Here is an 18,539-nt window from a genome sequence, read left to right on the forward strand (position 1 = left end):
CCCGTCCTTTTACTCTTTCAATCGAATAATACGTTGATTCGAGCTCCCACGAAATGGCAGGGTGAGATCTCGCTTCTCTAGCTCAAATCTTCCATCTACTAGCACATCAGCATATTGTAACAACTCTATCATATCATTATTTTGCGAATTCTGTATCTCTTCAAACGTATAGCCTGTGTAAATCCACAAATTTTTTTGTAAATCTTTCACGTTTTTTGCTAGTTCTTTTATTTCAGTGGCTTGAAAAAATGGATCCCCGCCAGAAAATGTTACATCAGTAAGAGGGTTGTTTTCAATCTCATTTATTATTTCTTCTTTTGTCATCTCAGTCCCATTATAAATATTCCAAGACTGTGGATTATGACAGCCAAAACAGTGATGCGGACAGCCCGCAAAAAATACGACTGTCCGCAACCCTTCCCCATCTACCACACTATCATGAATGATATTCATTACTCTCATGAATGTTTCACCCGCTCCTTTTCTTCACTACGTTTCGCGCTGTTCCACTTTGACATGTCTCCTACAAGGTATCCAGTAATGCGGCGAATTCTTTCAAAGTCATGTTCATTTTTATTCCCACAGCTTGGACATTCATTTCCAATGATCCCGTGATAACCACAACATTTACAGCGATCAACCGGGTGATTAATCGATCCATACCCTACGCCATACTGAGCCATTGCCTTCACAATTTGTTGTAATGCTTTTTGATTATGAACAGCCGCTCCGTCAAGCTCAATATACGTAATATGACCACCATTACAAAGTTCGTGAAATGGTCCTTCTAAACGAATTTTATCAATAGCTTGAATAGGATAATAAACAGGGATATGGAATGAATTTGTATAAAAGTTATGATCTGTTACACCTGTAATTGTTCCAAATTCAGCTCGATCTTGTTTGATAAACTTTCCAGATAATCCTTCTGCCGGAGTTGCAATTAATGAGAAATTCAATTGATGTTCCTCTGTTGCTTGATCCATTTTCTTTCTCATATGTTCGATAATTTCATATCCAAGCTTCCATGATTCTGCGTCTTCCCCATGATGTTTTCCTGTTAAAGCAACTAAACATTCTGCAAGGCCTATAAAACCTATACTTAATGTACCTTGTTTTAAAATTTCAGCGACAGCATCCTCAAGTTGTAGTTTTTCACCGCCGCGCCATACTCCTTGGGAATATAAAAATTGAAAATCTCTTGCTTTTTTCGTTGCTTGATAGGAAAGTCTTTCTAACAATTGATCAATACCTAGATCAACATAATAATTTAAAGCTTCAAAAAACGCTTCTTTTGATCCACTAATACATGCTAATTTCACTAAGTTAATAGAGGTAAACGATAAATTTCCTCTTCCAATCGCAGTTTCTTCCCCATGAATATTAGACATGACACGCGTACGACACCCCATATAACACACTTCACTTTCAGGACGCCCATCATAATACGCCGCATTAAATGGTGCATCTAAAAACGAGAAATTAGGGAATAATCGTTTCGCTGTCGTTTCTATTGCTAATTCGAACAAATCATAATTTGGATCTTTCTCTTCAAAATTTACTCCCTTTTTTAACTTGAAGATTTGAATCGGAAAAATTGGTGTTTCTCCTTTTCCTAATCCAGCTTGAGTCGCTTTTAATAATTGTCTAATTAATAATCTTCCTTCTTTGGATGTATCTGTTCCGTAATTAATGGAGATGAACGGAACTTGCCCCCCGCCTCTGCTATGCATACTATTCGAATTATGAATAAACGCCTCACATGCTTGATACGTATCATTTTCTGTTTCTTTCCACGCAAACTCTTCTATTTGCTCAGCTGTTAACGGATATGTTGCTAAACGTTTTTTATTCCGTTCAAACGTTTTTCTCACATATGGCGCCAAATCTACATCGAACAGCGCAAATGATTGTCCACCATGCTGCATATTTTGATTTGCTTGAAAAATAATAGAAGAAAGCGCTAATGCACTTTTAATATCTTGCGGCTGTCGCATATGCCCGTGACCTGTATGAAACCCGTTTTGAAGCATCTGCGCTAACGGTATTTGCGAACAAGTTGTCGTACCTGTTGCATAAAAGTCTAAATCATGCGGGTATAATATGTTTTGATCAATTGCTTGTTTCACTTTCTCAGAAAGCAGTTGTTCTATCGCATAATACCTTGCACTTTCAGAAGCAAATTTCCCCATCATTCCCATTGGAGATCGCCCATCAACGTTTGCATTTTCTTGCATTAAATCTTGTTCATTTGCATGAACAATTTTCGCAAAAATCCCCTTTAGATTCTCATCATATTCACTATTTTTTTTCATTTCTTGATTCATTTCTTAACCCCCAACAACATCTTGTTCATTTACTATCAAAATGATACAACATATAGTAAGAGTGAATCTATGAAAAATGTAACATTCCTGTGAAATTTTTTTTAAAATCTATCGAATCTTTTTTTCGCATATTCCGAATTGAAATTTCACCTTACAAAAAAGAAATGTGATCTTTACAAATGTGTGGTACAATATACGGGAAAAACTCTTTTTACCCTTTATCAACACATTTGTATAAAGGAGACTGAACTTATGCTTACATATCTTTTATTTATCGTTGCTTATTTGCTTGGCTCGATTCCATCTGCACTTGTTGTTGGAAAGATTGGTTATGGAATCGATATTCGCGAACACGGCAGCGGAAATTTAGGAGGAACGAATACATTTCGTACACTAGGGAAAAAAGCAGGTTTTATTGTTACGATTGCTGATATTTTAAAAGGGACATTGGCTACAGCGCTACCGATCATGTTCGGGTTAAATATCCATCCCCTATGGTTTGGATTAGCTGCAGTGGTAGGACATGTATACCCAATCTTCGCAAAGTTCCGCGGCGGAAAAGCAGTTGCTACTTCTGCTGGTGTACTATTATGCTACGCACCGCTTTCCTTTGCAATATTAGCGGCTATCTTTTTCACCCTATTATTTACAACGAGATACGTATCACTTTCTTCTATGATAACAGCTGTCTTCGCTGTTATTGCAGCACTTATAAACGGGGATAAAATCTTCATTATTGCCATGTGCTTATTGGCTGGAATGGTTATTTATAGACATCGTGCAAATATTGGACGAATTATAAATAAAACAGAACCAAAAGCAAAATTAACAAAAAAACAAAAATAAGATTGTGACCCACATAACGCAAAAAGAAAACGCAAAGCATATAAATGGCGTCTTTTTGCGTTATTTTTTATACTAAAAGAAAAAGCGATTATGTTGGAGGAATACTAGATGAACATTTCAGTATCAAAAGAAGCACTAAATTGGTATAAAAGCGAGCTTGGTCTACAAACAGGCGATAGCCTTCGCTTTTTCGTACAATACGGCGGATGCAGCACCGTTCAAAAAGGTCTTTCATTAGGAATTCGCAAAGATGATCCGGCTACTCCTGTTGTACAAATTCAAGAAGATGGTATTACTTTCTTTATTGAAGGCGATGATGAATGGTTCTTTGATGGTCATGACTTGTCTGTTACACTTAGCGCTGATGATGAGTTCCCGCAATTTCATTATGTAAAATAATAAAAAACGTGGCCTATGCCACGTTTTTTATTTCTTTTTAATCTTCTCGTACGTCTCATACCAATCTGGGTACAATTTTTTAAATGACACTGGACGAAAACCTTCTTTTTTCGCACAAATATTCGTTGTAAACGCTGTAATACAACGATCACCGTCTCCATTATAAATTTCATAGCCATATACTACGCGTAATGGACTCACTGACTCCACCCATGTTTTCACAATAGCTTTTTCTCCGTAACGCATTGCTTTTCGGTATGTAATTTGCAAATCAAGTACAGGAGATACAACCCCATCATTCTCCATTTCAACATACGAAAATCCTAAATCTTGAATTAATTTCGTACGGCCAAGTTCTAACCATACTAAATAATTTGCGTGGTACACGACACCCATTTGATCTGTCTCTGCATAACGGATATCAATCTCCTGTTCTGCTATAAACATCATTTTAACTCCTTCTCGCTTACGTTTCTTTCTACACCTTTAATCATAATACAGAGAATCTGAAAATAAAATAGAAGCAGCGGATCTTTTTTCCTTAAAGGAGTGAGCATATGCTACAAATCATAACTGTAAAAAGCGGAGATAACGTATATAAATTAGCTAAGCAGTACGGAACAACAGCAGAAACAATTGTGAAAGATAATGGGTTAAACCCAGCTGAAACACTCGTCGTGGGGCAAGCATTAATCGTGAATACACAAGGAAATACCTACTTTGTACAACCTGGGGATAGCTTATATAAAATTGCCTTAACTTACAACGTACCTCTTGCCAGTTTAGCAAAAGTGAATCATTTATCATTAAAATCTCCACTCCAAGTCGGACAGCAACTATATGTACCAAAAGGAACAAAAAAAATTATTGAATCCATTGCCTATTTACAACCATCTACGATTCCAATTAAAGAAAGCTTAATTGCTTCCACCAAAGCGATCAATTCATATTTAACCTATTTGGCCTACTTTAGCTTTGAAGCAAAACGTGATGGAACACTGAAAGAACCTACTCAAACATCTGAAATCGTCTCAATTGCAAAACAAGGGCAGACGATTCCAATGCTTGTTATTACAAATCTTGAAAATGGAAGTTTTAGCTCTGAATTAGCAAGCATTATTTTACGTAATGAAACCATTCAAAATACGTTTATTACAAACATTTTACAAACCGCTCAAAAATACGGAATGCGTGATGTCCACTTTGATTTTGAGAACTTTGCACCGGCAGACCGCGAAGCATATAATCAATTTTTACGCAAAGTAAAAACACGTCTACCAAAAGGATATACACTTAGTACAACTGTCGTCCCAAAAACAAGTTCGACTCAAAAAGGTCCAGCTGCAGCTCATGATTATAAGGCTCAAGGTGAAATTGTCGATTTCATTGTCATTATGACATACGACTGGGGATGGCAAGGTGGACCGCCTCTTGCAGTATCTCCAATTGGTCCTGTAAAACAAGTCATTCAATATGCAAAATCACAAATGCCGCCGCGGAAAATTATGATGGGGCAAAACTTATACGGATTTGATTGGATTGTTCCATTTAAACCAGGAAATCCTCCTGCAAAAGCAGTTAGTTCTATCGCTGCTGTTGCGCTTGCTCGAAAACACAATGTCCCAATTCAATACGATTTCACTTCTCAAGCTCCTCATTTCAATTATTACGATGCAAATGGAGTAAAACATGAAGTATGGTTTGAAGATGCTAGGTCTATTCAAAGTAAGTTTAATTTAATAAAGGAACAAGGAATTCGCGGTATCAGTTATTGGAAAATCGGCTTACCTTTCCCACAAAATTGGCGTCTCCTTACTGAAAACTTTTCTATTACAAAAAAAGGCTGACAATTGTCAGCCTTCTTTTACTGATTGCGATATGCAGCTTCCTCTTTAATCTCTTTTCGCATTCCTTCGATACTTTCCATACGGCGATCATTTTTCGCTTCAATTGCCACGCGATCTTTCTCATTTGAAAGCTCCGCAGCTTCCCTTGCTTCATTCATATTTTCAATTGTGTTATATACCGCCTCTTGCAATTTCTCAACGTTATCACTGCGATCATCTGGGTTTGGACTTGTTTTATATTGTTCTGGCATCCTGTCTTCCTCCTTTATTGAAAATACATACAACATTAGTTTGTAAAAAAATCCTTTAATTATGTATGCAAAAAAGAGGGAGAATGATTCTTCTCCCTCTTTCTAACCGTTATCAACAATCGGTTGTTTCCCTGATTTATCTTGCATTTGTTTTCCTTTATTACCGCCTGCTGTTCTTGATTGCATCCCAATCTGATTTGGTGCAAAATCTTGTGGTTTTTTCTTTGGATTACCCATCATATCGCCTCCTTACAACTAGTATCATTCTAGTTGCAAGAATTATTCAGCCTGTTTAAAAATACGTATTTCGTAGCGTTTCTCTAATTTTTCTTCAATCCGTTCAATCGCATCCCGATCATTGAGTAGCTGTTGCTTATTTTCTTTCACAAGCTCTTCAAACGATTTTCGCCGAGTTCTTCTCATACTGTTCACCCTCTCTTTCGTGTTACTAGTATGAACAGTAAAAAAACACTCTAATCAGATTTATGAGAAAATTTTATTTTTCGTACTTACAATGCTACTAACTTCACTTTAGGAACGCTGCAATGTTTGCATCCCTTTCTCATACGCCTCAAGAATCACAGCTTCAAAAGCAATTAAATCTTCAGGCTGATCAATCATGATTCTTGTAAGACCCCATTCACTTTTTGTAGCAGCTTCACATAAAACGTTCGGATACAATGCTACTATTTCATCTTGTTCTTTATTTGTTAATACGTATCTTTTTCTACCCTTTAGCTTAATTCTTGCAAATGAACTCATTGCTTTAACGTCCAAATAATTCCCGACAATGGCTTGACGAATCACTGTTATATCTTTATTATGCTTTTCCAATATTTCTTTTACAATCTCAAACGCTCTTTCTTCTTCCTTTGTTATACCTTCGGAAATCACTTTTTTTACTTTTCCATCCTTTAACTCTACACATTTTTGATATACAGCTGCACAAGTGAAACAATCATCTAATGCATTATGAGAGGCGACTTTAATTTGTAACAATCGCTTTAAGGTTTCTAATTTATGATTCGGTACATATTTTATATATCGTTTTGCTAAACTAAGTGTATCAATCACGACATTTTTTGGTGTACCAAGTCTTAATCGTTCCATATTACTCTTTAAAAACCGCATATCAAAAGAAGCATTATGAGCAATAATTGTATCTTCTCCAAGAAATGAAACAAACTCTGGTAATACAATATCAATTGTCGGCGCAACTGCAACATCAAAATTCCGAATCCCTGTCAACATCGTAATACGACTTGGAATCATTTTTTCTGGATTCACATACGAAACAAATTGATCCGTACAAATATGATTTCGATATCGAATTGCAGCCATTTGAATAATATTATCTTGAAAAGGATTGAACCCCGTTGTTTCAAAATCAATTACAACATAATCTCCTGTAAAATTTCCCATAACCTTCTCCTCATCTTTTTATTTCTATTATAACTTAATATAAGAAACTCAATTATAAATTTTCTCCATCTAAGTCGCTGCTATGCAGAATACAATATGACCGCTACTGACTTACTCCTTTTGTTTTAACCTTGCATGTGATAGAAAATGGCCCTGACCGCTTCTATATAAATCCATTTTAATTTTCCGACATATAAGTAGCTATTATGCAGAGTGCAACACGACCTGTACTCGCTTGCTCCCTTTGTTTTAAAACATCGCATGTGGCAGCAATAGGCCCTGACCGCTTCTATGCATGGCCAGTTGCTCTCGCCCACCGAAAAAGAAAAGGGTTTTTATGTTAGTTTTTCAATTTGCATCGATATATGTACGGCCAGATGCTCTCATCCACCAAAAAAAGTAGGTTTTTTAAACCTATATAGCTTTTAAATAGAAAATAGGAATGGTACACATGCCATTCCCACTCTCATCTTTTACTTTAAGTCCGCAACTCTTTTCTCCATTTCCTGCACCGTCATCGGTCCAATAAATTTATCTTGGATCACACCTTTTGTATCAACAAAATATGACGTTGGAATCGTAATGACTTTATAAGTAGTTGTTACCTTTATATCTGTATCAAGAAGAATTGGAAACGTAACACCTTTCTCCTCTGCAAATTTCCGAACCTTCTCTTGCCCCTCAGATCCCTCTGACGCTGTATAATTCACTGCTAATATTTCTACATCCTTTTGATACTGATTGTAAAACTCCTGCATATCTGACATTTCTCTTTGACACGGACCACACCATGTTGCCCAAAAGTTCAAAATGACTTTCTTACCCTTTAAATCAGAAAGCTTTACCTTAGTACCGTCAAGCTTGGACAATTCAAAATCAGGTGCGACTTTTCCGATTTCAATGCCATTTTGCGCAATTACTTCTTTTTCATCCACTGTACTTTGCTCTTGATTATCTGCTACTTCTACTTTCTCTTTCCCAAACTGCTGATAGATTGCATAACCAGCTAAACCTAATAACACAACAACAATTGCTATTTTCCTCCACATATCCATCATTCCTTACTTTTTATCTTTTGCCCCTAGATTCTCAAAAAAAGAAAGTTTTACTTTATTTTAGCTTATACAGAGAAAGATGGAAATATTCTCTATGAGAAGAAAAGCATATTCTCTTGAAAATGCAGGAGTTTTCTGTTAGTTAATTGTATATTAAAAGTATAAGATTCCCTGCAAAATTCATAAAATGAAAAGAGGCTTTCTAATGAAAAAGTGTCCAAACTGTAATGCTACATTTAGTAATAAACAGTTATTTCTAAAAAATAATTATCATAAGCTCGTTTGCAAGAACTGTAAGGAAGAACTATTCATTACGAAATTCTCTTTATTCATATATTCATTTTTTGCTATTCTCGTATATTTTTTTATTTTAAAAATCTCATTTCCTTTTCTAATAAAAGCAACCGTCATGATATTGTATTTTATTCTACAACCTCTTGTTTGTTCGTTTAAAGTTAGGCAATATTAAAGGAGTGATTACCATTTCAGAGATTACACAAATAATCATTACTTGGACTGGATTCTTTGCTCTTATTTTCCTCTTAATAAGAAGTGTAAGGGGTATACAACATCGTAATTGGCAAGCATTTATAACAATACATTTTGGAAAAGATTTCATTGTTGCTTTGAATATATGGATTATCTTACTTTGGATTTTTTATGCAAACTTTCCAGGACAATTTACTTACATACTAGACTTCTACTACAGAGACTCCATTCTATTTATAGCCATGGAATCATTATTAATCGGTATGATTTGCGGAGCGGCTATTTACTTCTTCACTAAAAATAAATACGGCAGTATTTTCTTAAGTGTCCCATTTAGCGCATTATACCTTTTTCTTGTCTATCGTTACTCATTTCATTTGTTCTTAATGGTAATTGAATTGAGTATGCAGTACCTGTTCATTAATTGGATAGAAAAGAAAAAGAAATAAAAATTATTCTATTTTAATTGCTTACTATTCTACATTTTCAAAGAATGATTTGTTATATATCATCTATTCTCCCAATCCGTCTTCAAAATTGAATAAACAAAAGCATCGTTTGAATGCTGATTTTGATAAATATAACCTCTCAACAATCCTTCTTTCTGAAACCCTAGTTTTAATAATAAATAAGAAGATGCCTCATTTTCAGGATATGTAATTGCTCCAATGCGAAATAGATCTAGCTCCTGAAAACCATATGCTAACACTTCTTTTACCGCTTCAGATGCATACCCTTTTCTCCAAAAGGCTGGGTGAATATCGTAACCAATTTCAGCTCGTTTACTCCACAGTTGTAAATTATTGAATCCTACTGTACCGACAAAATCTCCAGTTTCCTTTACAACGATTCCCCAGCGAATCGCACGTTTTTCTTGAAAGTTTTTTGCGAAAGAATCAATCATTCGAACAGCCTGTTCCATCTTTGTAAAACAATTCATACCATAATAACGTGTCACCTCTTCAATTGAAAAAATATCATATATTTTTGAGCTATATGTATGATTTATCTCAATTAAACGCAGACGTTTTGTTTCTAGAATTGGGAACATAATTAAGACTCTTCCTTTCGAATTGTTTTAAGAAATTAGCGTTACAAACGTTGAATTTTCCTGTGTTCACTCATCCCCATCTCTAATACTGCTATTTCACAATCCTCCTCAATCTCTAAGATTGTTAACGGTAAACCAATCTGGCTATTCAAATTCCCCTTCGTTTTATGAACTTTGTATGTTGTATCGAGTACCGAGTTAATTAAATCCTTTGTTGTTGTCTTTCCATTACTTCCTGTAACACCAATTACCATTTGTTCTATTTCGAGCAATTTTCTTTGAATCAAAATAGCCACTCTCCATTTATAATTATTTCCACTATTCCGCCTACTAATTTATTTAATTAAATTAAGCAAATAATAGTAAAGAAATCTAGCTAGATCAAAGATACTCAGTATGAAATACTTTATAATGGAACAACAAATTTTAGAATCGTAACTGTCTGAATCGTAAATAATATATAAAATCAAATATATTTCGGAATTTTATCATTAAGTTATTGCTGTATATGCAACGCCATCAGAACATTATCCGCATATCGTCCATCCTCAAATTTAATCTGCCGTTTCTCTCTTCCTTCTTCTTTAAAACCATTTTTTTCATATACTTTTATTGCTCTTTCATTTGTTGAGAAAACACCTAAACAAATTTTTTCTATATCTTTTTGTGTTTTTGCCCAGTCTATTAATTGTGAAAGCAGTTTTGTTCCTACACCTTGATTACGATAGTCTTCTAAAATTCCCATTCCAAATAAGCCAGTATGATTTAAGCATTTCATAGAATTTCTTGTAAACACTAGAAAACCAACAATCCGTTCACCATCTTCTGCAACAAATGTTACGCCGCCTTGCTGACTGTTTGTAATGGTTTTCTCTCTCTGCGCTTCAATATCAACATGAAACTCTTCAATTATAGGAATAAAAAACTTATTTTGAGAAATAATGCTCTTTCGAATACATAAAATTTCCGCTGCATCACTTTCTGTTGCCTCTCTTATGAACAATTTAATCTCCCCTATACGACTTTGTTTAATTTAGCGTTTTTTTCTCTGTATCCTTTGCTTTATTAAACTTCTTGGAATGTATTAACCTTTAACAACAACTCTTGTAAATCCTCAATAACATGCTCATCTGCAAAAGACTGTCCCAAAAATGTGTCCTTCTTCCATATTGCATACATGCCTACATTCCTAGCCCCGATTACATCATTCTCCGGGTGATCTCCTATGTAAATACTTTCTTCGGGTTTGACACCTAATCTTTCTAATGCTCTTAGGAAAATTTCAGCTTGTGGTTTTTTCATTCCTTCTTGCTCCGATACTAATATGGTATCCATATACTTCTCAATCCCAAGAGCACGAATATTCAGTAATTGAAATTCAGTAAATCCATTTGTAATCATACCTAATAAGAACCCTCTTTTTTTAAGCTCCTGTAAAACGTTCTCCATATGAGGGAATGGCGTACAATGATGTTGAAAATTCTTTATGTAATCCTCTAATAACTGCTCCCAAGTTAAACTGGAAATAGCATATTCTTTGAGTAATTGCTCGTATACTTTGTCTTTCCAAACATATCCCTTATTATCTAATTCAATGAACCTAGTTACATATTGTTCTTCAGGCACATCCTTAAATTCATTGATGTATCTTTTATATTGGTCTCTAATAAAGAGTTTAAGAGATTGATCCCTGTCTAATAGAGTTCCATCTAAATCGAAAATAACAGCTTTAATCATATAGCCTCTCCTTATTCCTGAATTTTTCGATTATTTAAAGTTGTATGCTTTATATTCTCCATTATTTATTGAAGAATCTTAATCTACAACTCATGATTTAACCAACTCAATAATTTAAGAATTGTATCTGCATAGTGCCTAATCTCATGTATTGTTTCTGTTACTTGAATAGTCCCCAACTGCTGTTCTTCTTCGTCTGTACATTCAATCCATAAAGAACGTTTTAAACTGTATTCAAGCCATCCTAATTTTCCTAAAAAACCATTTGCTAATACTATTCTCCAGTCTGCTTGCAGTTCTCCATAGCTCTTTTTATATCCACTTATAAAAGAGAAAAATTTCTGTTTGTCAATGTCCCCTTTTCCATTTTCAGACCAATAAATTGCCGTTTCAATTAAGTCTCGCATTGGATTTATATAACCAGCTGATTCCCAATCAATAAGGACTGGATTGTATTGGTTCCACATAACATTCTTAGAATCTAAATCTCTATGACTAATAACCATATTTGATGAAAGCGATTCAGATGCACAAATCGTCATCGAATTCCATTCATTAAGATCATCAAGATTTTCAAGGAGTAACTTCACCCATTCTGAACTATTCTCATTACCTTTTTGCAAATAATAATTCCAATTAATTGATTGTCCTTTATTACATTCATCATTTGTTATACTTAACTCTGAAAAATCAGTTTGATGTATTTTTGCAAGAATTGCACCTATTTTTTCGCAATGAATATTATTGATTTCATAAGGTTTCAGACTTTCACCCTCTATCCAATCAAACACAAGATAAAATTGACTGTCTACTTTTTGTAAGACATCTCCATTAATTATTTTTGCCGGGAGATTTGGAATGCTATTAAACAAGAAATTGGCAACTTTTTCTGAATTGATATAGTTTCGTATTGCGGTTGGTCTAAGCATTATTTGAGGATTTAAAAGTTTTATTGCATACTTTCCTTTCGTGGTATCAACTATATACATCCTATGTAAAAGCCCACCAGAAATAGATTCGGGGGCATTCAATAATTCACCAAGTTGAGATATTTGACACAAATCCTTAAACTCCAATCTATATTGTGAATCAGTCATTTTCTCACCCACCCTTTTATCGAATAAGCTCTTGTATATACAATACCATAAAAGGAAAATTATTCCCCATCCATTTTAAAAGCCACCATCTTTATGAATAGAGGCTATCCAGAAAAACAGAATGTACTCACCATTCATGTGAAAATCATTCTTTCACTTTCACTGACATGCTCCCAATCGTATCCGCTCCATTTTTCAAAGTTACTTTTACATTCCCCGATTCTTTGAACGTGTAAGGAGACAGTTCATAAATTTCTTTAATTTTAAACTTCTTTTTCACGTCTTGTTTCGTTGTATCCGTAAGCAAAGACATTTTCGGTTTCCAAACTTCCACTTTTCCAGCTGGATAAGTGATCACCATTTGAGCATCCGCTAAGCGAATATTTTCCCAAAGTGTTATATACATGTGCGTCTCTTTTCCTTTTTGAATCAATTCATCAGAATAATAACCTAACTCCCCAATGTTTCCAAAGACAGTATATTTCTCATTACTTACCGTAATATCCATATAGGGAAGTTTATATGTTATTTTATGATATATACCGTAAGCAGTACAAAGAACACCAATTGCTGTTAATCCTAAAAGGAAATTTTTAAATTGTTTTCCTTGAAAACTTACCATCATCACTGAATTTGGAGTAATTTTTCCTGCTAATAAAAAGATAAGAACTACACTTAAAAGTCCAACCCCGAACACAATATACATACGATTCCCTCCTTTGATATAAAGGTTTGGATTTGAGTCGATATGCAGAAGAGGAAACTACGTTCATTAGAACAATTTTGGAGAAAAATTAATGGGTATTTTATTAAGTTAACAGAAGAGTACGTTAGAGAAAAAAGGACATAACATATTTTATATGACTAATATGTTATGTCCCTTTATTTTAGGTCTTGATAACTTATAAAGCTACACTTATGCAATATATTACCATGCTTACTACCCAACAGGAAAAAAAATCCTGTTAATCCCTAAAAAATGCCGAAGTTGCAAAATCCATTCGACGTTTCCAGGGTGATCACAATGGACTATTTTTTATAATTCTATTTTCTGGTCACCACGTTTTTCTAGATGTTTAGCAGTTTTACTTTGGGCAACATCTTTTTGGTCTTTAAAGGTGCCCATGAGAAAATCATAGGCTGGATTCGTAACACCATACCAGTAATTTTCATTTTTGAAGTGATGCCATAGATGAACCTTTTTCATCCATCGCCCCCATGGTGATATTGGTTGAAGAGGGCGATGCGCGATATAATGCTTCCACTCATAAAATAATAAAAAGAGCATAATACCTGCAATAAATGCGTTTGTCATGACAAAGCTGGATGAAAGAAAATAAAAAATTGCTCCTGCAATTGCAATGTTTGGCACACTATACCATAAGGGTAAAAATAATAAATGTAATTCATTTGGATTTGTATGGTGGTCATAATGTAGGCGCTTAAGCATTTTTAATAAAAATGCATTCTTTGGTGGCTTTAGATGAAAAATAAACCTGTGAGTAGCGTACTCAGCTAAGGAATACATAATCATTCCCAAAACAAAAGCACCCCAAATTCCGATAGAGATTAAATGTAAAATCATAAATCCAAAGCTAATGAGGAAAAGACAGCTCATGATTAATATATCAGGGTAGGAAAAATATTCTTTAAAATATTTTAGTTTCATTTATCACGCCTCCAGCATTCTTTATTTTTTTCTTTCTATCTTTCCAGAGAGCCAAGCTTTTCTCCATTGTTGTTTTACACAATCTTTCCGCTTCAATTGCATCTCCCTTTAATGCAGCTTTTAATAAATCATAATAATAGTTAAAGGACAACTCACGATGATCTTTTACAGAAAAATATCTTTTTGCCATATCTACATAAATGGAATCAAAGCTATTTAAAATGAGTAGAAAGATCGGATTGGCAGCAAGCCCAGCACACCTTTTTTGCAAATCCCAATCAAATGCTGCATAGCTTTCTGCACTATCTTCAAGCTGCTCAAGATTGGCAAGGAGAGCAACCACTTTAGGTTGATTAAACGTAACAGCATCACGAATATAAGTCGGAGTCAACGAAATTCTAAATTCAAATAAGTACATAATAAATTCATCTGTAATGGTATGATGATTCTCAACAATATTAATAAGTGTCGTTAGATTCCCATTGCTCCAATAATCATTAATAATTGCTGGCATTCCTTTTCTCCCTGTTATCCATCCACTCCTTCCTAAACGTTGAAGCGCCTCCCGAATAGTTGGGCGACCAACACCAAATTCTTTCGCAAGCTCTCTTTCCGGTGGTAAAGTACTTCCTACAGAATAAACACCAGCCAATATGGATCTAATTAATTCATTCTCAATTTTATCTGAGGAGCGTTCCTTTTCTTTCAAGCCATCGTCCCCTTTTTTTATGGTAACACATGTTAAAGACATTGGTAATACCAAAAATTATATAATGAGTTTGAATTTTCTGTCAATAAAAAGGAGCAAATTTTTATAATAGAATTATTGAACAAGCCTGTAAACTACTTAGTAGGATGGAAAATGATTGCTTAAATGTGTTGTTAAGATATTTATAAAAATAGAGCTGCAGTACATACAGCCCCATTCTTCATAAGTCACTCTCTTCAGTATTCACTTATATGCGTTTAAAACGTTTCTAATACAATCTTTCCAATCATACTTCCTGTTTCAATCATCTCATGCGCTTTTCTAATATTAGTCGCATGAATCGGTGATAACGTCTTGTTTACAGTCGTCTTAAGCACTTTTTGATCAAGTAACTCACTAACTTGATTTAACAAGAGATGCTGATTAATCATATCTTCAGTCTGGTACATAGCTCTTGTAAACATGAATTCCCAAACAAATGCAGCACTTTTACTTTTTAATAACCCTAACTCTAGCGGTTTTTCATTTTCTACAATTGAACAAATTTTTCCTTGTGGTTTAATTACTTCTGCCATTCCATTCCAGTGTTGATCTGTATTATTTAAACAGAAAATATAATCAACTTCTTCTATTTTCATTTGTGATAACTGTTCTTTAAATGATTCATGGTGATTGATAACATAATCAGCACCTAAACTTTCCACCCACTCTCTCGTTTCCTTTCGAGAAGCAGTTGTTATAACGCTTAAACCAGCCCATTTTGCTAATTGGATGGCAATAGAACCTACACCACCTGCACCACCGATGATTAAAATATTTTTCTGTTTATTCTTTTCCTTATTGTTAATGTCAATTGCTAAGCGTTCAAACATTCCTTCCCACGCTGTAATCGCAGTTAATGGAACAGCAGCTGATTGCGCATGAGTCAAATTCTTCGGTTTTACTCCAACAATTCTCTCATCCACTAGATGATATTCACTATATGTACCTGGTCTAATAATACTTCCTGCATAAAATACTTCATCTCCTGGTTGAAACAAAGTACAATCTTCTCCAACTTCTACAACAACACCGCTCGCATCCCATCCGAGTATTTTATACTCTTCTTCTTTCTTGTCTTTTGGTGCTCGAACTTTTGTATCAACCGGATTAACTGAAATAGCATGGATTTTTACGAGTATATCCCTTCCTGTCGGTACTGGACGTGGTAATTCAATATCAATTAAACTGTTCTCATTTTCGATAGGTAAATATTCTAATAAACCAACTGCTTTCATGTTCATTGCCTCCGCTTACTAAAAATTGAACTTCTCCTTACATTATAAATTGCAAAATCAAATCATGTAAGAAGACACATTTATGTCGCATAGTATCACCAGTGTTACTATTAGTATTACTATAGACCGACATCATTATAAGGAATATAAAGCAGTTTCATTGTTCCTATGTAAAGTTATGATTACCGAACTATCCCGCCACTGTACCGCAATTCATATACTTGTTGACCGTCCATGAGAATCATTTCCTTGCCATGAAAACAATCAATAGTACCTTCATACTCATTTTTGAAGATACAATTACCTAGTTCATAATAATTAGGACCACGGTGATACATCCCTACCATTTTCGTAACGACTCAGCTATACGTTTTAAAAATTTAGAAAAGGGTATGATTCTAGTGAAGATGTGTCTCTCTATTACTTATAAATTCATGTTTTGGCATATAGACTGCTGTCATGCAAACAGGGCGGAATCTGCACGTATTGTCTACTTTTGTTTTCAAACCTTGCACGTGGCAATAAAAGACCCTGACCGCTCCTATGCATCGCCAGTCCCTCTCGACCATTTAAAAAATGCTTTCTTGCCTTTTTTTCATACAGTAACTGAGTAGTTACCTATTTTCTTTTATTTATCATCATCTCTAGCATGATCTTATCCATATTCGGTGAACCTTCATTTCCTAATCGGCAAAAGTTCTCAATTGTTTTATCAACATCTGCCTCGATGAATCCATCTGTAGCAGAGATACACATTCCTTGTGAGGCTAACAGTGCAGATTGTACGGCTGCACTTGAACAAGTTGCTACTTTCATTGCACATCCTGCTTTTGCTCCGTCACAAATCATTCCTGCCACATTTCCAAGTGTATTTTGGATTGCATACTTTATCTTTTCAATATCCCCGCCCAATAAATGCGTAATAGCAGCCGATGCACTTGCACCAGCAACTGTTACACCGCAAAGTGCAGACAAACGCCCAAACTGATTTTTAATATAAATCGCTAATAAATGACTTAACGTAACAGCACGAATTAGCTCTTCTTCCGAAGCATTTAATTTCTCACCTGCGGCTACTACAGGCATCGTTACGGCAATCCCTTGATTACCACTTCCTGAGTTAGCCATTACTGGCATTGTTGAACCGGCCATACGTGCATCTGAACCAGCAGCTGCTAATGCCATCGCATGAGTTGTTAAATCATCTGATAGAATTCCTTTCAATACATTTGCTTTTAATGTTTTTCCAACTTGTAAGCCATATTCATTCGACAAACCATCTAGTGCAACATTACGATTCAGTTCAATACTCTTTTTTACAAATGTCAATTCCTTTACATCTACAGTCGTAACAAATTCATATATTTCTGGAATCGTTAGTTCATCACGTTCTTCTTCAGAAGTGGCAAAGTGTGTATTTCCACATCCATTCTTATAAACAAGCTCCCCATTCGCTTCTACTAATGCGATAAATGTGTGATTATCCTGAATAATAGCTCTTGCATATCCCTCGCCTGTCGTAACCTTCACTTCAATGTATAGCTTTTTAGACGTATCTGCTAATTCTACAGACACTTTCCCCGCTTTTACTAAAGAGATTGCTTGTTTTTCATCTTCTTCCGAGACTCCAGCTAACACCTCTAAACCTTTTTTGCTATCTCCTGCTAACACCCCTAAAGCAGCAACAAAGTCAATTCCGGTAGCCTTCATTCCTGGTATACCAACCGCCATTGCATTTTTAATGACATTTGTACTTGCAAGTACTTCAATTGACTGTATGTCGCCCTTTATATAATCTCTTGCAGTAGCTGCGGCTAACGCAATCGACACTGGCTCTGTACACCCTAAAGCTACAACTAATTCTTTCTCTAACACACGTAACATACTATTCTTGTTCACAAATTGTCCCCCTATCTTTCAACTGCCCGCCATGTGAAATAATGAGCAAGTTTTCACAAAAAATCAACTGTTTTCATCTTCAATCTTCTATAAAAAACGGTATATAGTTGGCTCAGATGTTTTTAACATCTTCATCCTTCATTACTCCTATAGTATGAAATTACAATAATAATAAATTATCATGATAACACGTCTGTTGATTATCTAAATTCTACCAAAAAATGAATACAAAAAGAGAGATTCCTCTTGTACAATGTAAGTTACCACACCAACATTGACGAAACGAGGAATCTCTCATGAACAAGAATACCACGTCCCACACATTGATTCAAAACTTTCTTTCAGAAGCAGAGCTCCAGGCGATTTTAACGGAGTTCAACCACACCGAGACAGCCCGAAAATGCACGGTTTCTACTGTTATTTCTTATTTGATTAGTGCTGCGACAAATGAATGGAAAAGCTTG

General features: G+C 35.0%; 22 protein-coding genes and 1 pseudogene. 4 read left to right on the plus strand and 19 right to left on the minus strand.

The window, feature by feature from the left end:
* Window positions 1-9 precede the first annotated feature (9 nt).
* Both nrdG and H280_RS0114960 read right to left on the minus strand, forming a co-directional pair.
* On the minus strand, window positions 10-462 hold the full coding sequence (nrdG, locus tag H280_RS0114955) for an anaerobic ribonucleoside-triphosphate reductase activating protein (RefSeq protein WP_020061946.1): 453 nt from the start codon (window positions 460-462) through the stop codon (window positions 10-12).
* A complete protein-coding gene (locus H280_RS0114960; RefSeq protein WP_028411249.1) occupies window positions 459-2,315 on the minus strand; it encodes an anaerobic ribonucleoside triphosphate reductase in 1,857 nt (618 codons plus the stop codon). The genes nrdG and H280_RS0114960 overlap by 4 nt, the downstream gene beginning before the upstream one ends.
* A 264-nt stretch (window positions 2,316-2,579) precedes the next feature.
* Here H280_RS0114960 and plsY point away from each other — a divergent pair, with 264 nt between their 5' ends.
* The gene (gene plsY, locus H280_RS0114965; RefSeq protein WP_020061948.1) at window positions 2,580-3,173 is read left to right on the plus strand and encodes a glycerol-3-phosphate 1-O-acyltransferase PlsY; all 594 of its coding nucleotides are present in this window, start codon (window positions 2,580-2,582) and stop codon (window positions 3,171-3,173) included.
* A gap of 108 nt (window positions 3,174-3,281) precedes the next feature.
* On the plus strand, window positions 3,282-3,572 hold the full coding sequence (locus tag H280_RS0114970) for a HesB/YadR/YfhF family protein (protein WP_020061949.1): 291 nt from the start codon (window positions 3,282-3,284) through the stop codon (window positions 3,570-3,572).
* A gap of 27 nt (window positions 3,573-3,599) precedes the next feature.
* Here H280_RS0114970 and H280_RS0114975 read toward each other — a convergent pair whose 3' ends face one another.
* On the minus strand, window positions 3,600-4,019 hold the full coding sequence (locus H280_RS0114975) for an acyl-CoA thioesterase (RefSeq protein WP_020061950.1): 420 nt from the start codon (window positions 4,017-4,019) through the stop codon (window positions 3,600-3,602).
* A gap of 110 nt (window positions 4,020-4,129) precedes the next feature.
* Here H280_RS0114975 and H280_RS0114980 point away from each other — a divergent pair, with 110 nt between their 5' ends.
* Window positions 4,130-5,419: a glycosyl hydrolase family 18 protein gene (locus H280_RS0114980; protein ID WP_020061951.1), complete on the plus strand. Its 1,290-nt coding sequence runs from the start codon at window positions 4,130-4,132 to the stop codon at window positions 5,417-5,419.
* Between the two features lie 17 nt (window positions 5,420-5,436).
* On the opposite strand, the gene tlp is transcribed toward H280_RS0114980, so the two are convergent.
* The 5 genes from tlp to H280_RS0115005 all read right to left on the minus strand — a co-directional run bounded on the left by tlp (window position 5,437) and on the right by H280_RS0115005 (window position 8,141).
* The gene (tlp, locus tag H280_RS0114985) at window positions 5,437-5,670 is read right to left on the minus strand and encodes a small acid-soluble spore protein Tlp (RefSeq protein ID WP_020061952.1); all 234 of its coding nucleotides are present in this window, start codon (window positions 5,668-5,670) and stop codon (window positions 5,437-5,439) included.
* Window positions 5,671-5,772: 102 nt separating this feature from the next.
* A complete protein-coding gene (locus H280_RS0114990) occupies window positions 5,773-5,907 on the minus strand; it encodes an acid-soluble spore protein N (protein WP_020061953.1) in 135 nt (44 codons plus the stop codon).
* A gap of 42 nt (window positions 5,908-5,949) precedes the next feature.
* Entirely contained in the window at window positions 5,950-6,093 is a 144-nt protein-coding gene (locus H280_RS25165; RefSeq protein WP_020061954.1) for an FbpB family small basic protein, read from the minus strand.
* Window positions 6,094-6,201: 108 nt separating this feature from the next.
* On the minus strand, window positions 6,202-7,092 hold the full coding sequence (locus H280_RS23680) for a 3'-5' exonuclease (protein WP_020061955.1): 891 nt from the start codon (window positions 7,090-7,092) through the stop codon (window positions 6,202-6,204).
* Between the two features lie 473 nt (window positions 7,093-7,565).
* Entirely contained in the window at window positions 7,566-8,141 is a 576-nt protein-coding gene (locus H280_RS0115005; protein WP_020061956.1) for a redoxin domain-containing protein, read from the minus strand.
* A 479-nt stretch (window positions 8,142-8,620) separates the two neighbouring features.
* On the opposite strand from H280_RS0115005, the gene H280_RS23685 reads away from it, so the two are divergent.
* Window positions 8,621-9,085, plus strand: coding sequence for a hypothetical protein (locus H280_RS23685; RefSeq protein WP_020061958.1), 465 nt, complete (start codon window positions 8,621-8,623; stop codon window positions 9,083-9,085).
* 59 nt (window positions 9,086-9,144) lie between these two features.
* Here the strand turns inward: H280_RS23685 and H280_RS0115015 are convergent, their stop codons facing one another.
* The 11 genes and pseudogenes from H280_RS0115015 to H280_RS0115060 all read right to left on the minus strand — a co-directional run bounded on the left by H280_RS0115015 (window position 9,145) and on the right by H280_RS0115060 (window position 18,075).
* Window positions 9,145-9,690 (minus strand): GNAT family N-acetyltransferase, encoded by a 546-nt coding sequence (locus tag H280_RS0115015; RefSeq protein WP_028411250.1) that lies wholly within the window; start codon window positions 9,688-9,690, stop codon window positions 9,145-9,147.
* Between the two features lie 41 nt (window positions 9,691-9,731).
* A pseudogene (locus tag H280_RS0115020) lies at window positions 9,732-9,953 on the minus strand (Mur ligase family protein); the annotation flags it as partial.
* Between the two features lie 230 nt (window positions 9,954-10,183).
* A complete protein-coding gene (locus H280_RS0115025; protein WP_020061961.1) occupies window positions 10,184-10,690 on the minus strand; it encodes a GNAT family N-acetyltransferase in 507 nt (168 codons plus the stop codon).
* A 62-nt stretch (window positions 10,691-10,752) separates the two neighbouring features.
* Entirely contained in the window at window positions 10,753-11,424 is a 672-nt protein-coding gene (locus H280_RS0115030; RefSeq protein ID WP_020061962.1) for an HAD family hydrolase, read from the minus strand.
* An 83-nt stretch (window positions 11,425-11,507) separates the two neighbouring features.
* Window positions 11,508-12,521, minus strand: coding sequence for an aminoglycoside phosphotransferase family protein (locus tag H280_RS0115035; RefSeq protein ID WP_020061963.1), 1,014 nt, complete (start codon window positions 12,519-12,521; stop codon window positions 11,508-11,510).
* Window positions 12,522-12,666: 145 nt separating this feature from the next.
* The gene (locus tag H280_RS0115040; protein ID WP_020061964.1) at window positions 12,667-13,227 is read right to left on the minus strand and encodes a hypothetical protein; all 561 of its coding nucleotides are present in this window, start codon (window positions 13,225-13,227) and stop codon (window positions 12,667-12,669) included.
* Window positions 13,228-13,557: 330 nt separating this feature from the next.
* A complete protein-coding gene (locus H280_RS0115045; RefSeq protein ID WP_020061965.1) occupies window positions 13,558-14,190 on the minus strand; it encodes a sterol desaturase family protein in 633 nt (210 codons plus the stop codon).
* Window positions 14,171-14,899 (minus strand): GntR family transcriptional regulator, encoded by a 729-nt coding sequence (locus H280_RS0115050; protein WP_020061966.1) that lies wholly within the window; start codon window positions 14,897-14,899, stop codon window positions 14,171-14,173. The genes H280_RS0115045 and H280_RS0115050 overlap by 20 nt, the downstream gene beginning before the upstream one ends.
* 257 nt (window positions 14,900-15,156) lie before the next feature.
* Window positions 15,157-16,176 (minus strand): zinc-binding alcohol dehydrogenase family protein, encoded by a 1,020-nt coding sequence (locus H280_RS0115055; protein ID WP_020061967.1) that lies wholly within the window; start codon window positions 16,174-16,176, stop codon window positions 15,157-15,159.
* Window positions 16,177-16,358: 182 nt separating this feature from the next.
* The gene (locus H280_RS26520; protein WP_331271152.1) at window positions 16,359-16,523 is read right to left on the minus strand and encodes a DUF5680 domain-containing protein; all 165 of its coding nucleotides are present in this window, start codon (window positions 16,521-16,523) and stop codon (window positions 16,359-16,361) included.
* Between the two features lie 271 nt (window positions 16,524-16,794).
* Window positions 16,795-18,075, minus strand: coding sequence for an L-cysteine desulfidase family protein (locus H280_RS0115060; protein WP_020061968.1), 1,281 nt, complete (start codon window positions 18,073-18,075; stop codon window positions 16,795-16,797).
* Window positions 18,076-18,539: the final 464 nt, after the last annotated feature.

It is taken from the genome of Bacillus sp. 123MFChir2 (assembly GCF_000383235.1).
Classification (GTDB): domain Bacteria; phylum Bacillota; class Bacilli; order Bacillales; family Bacillaceae_G; genus Bacillus_A.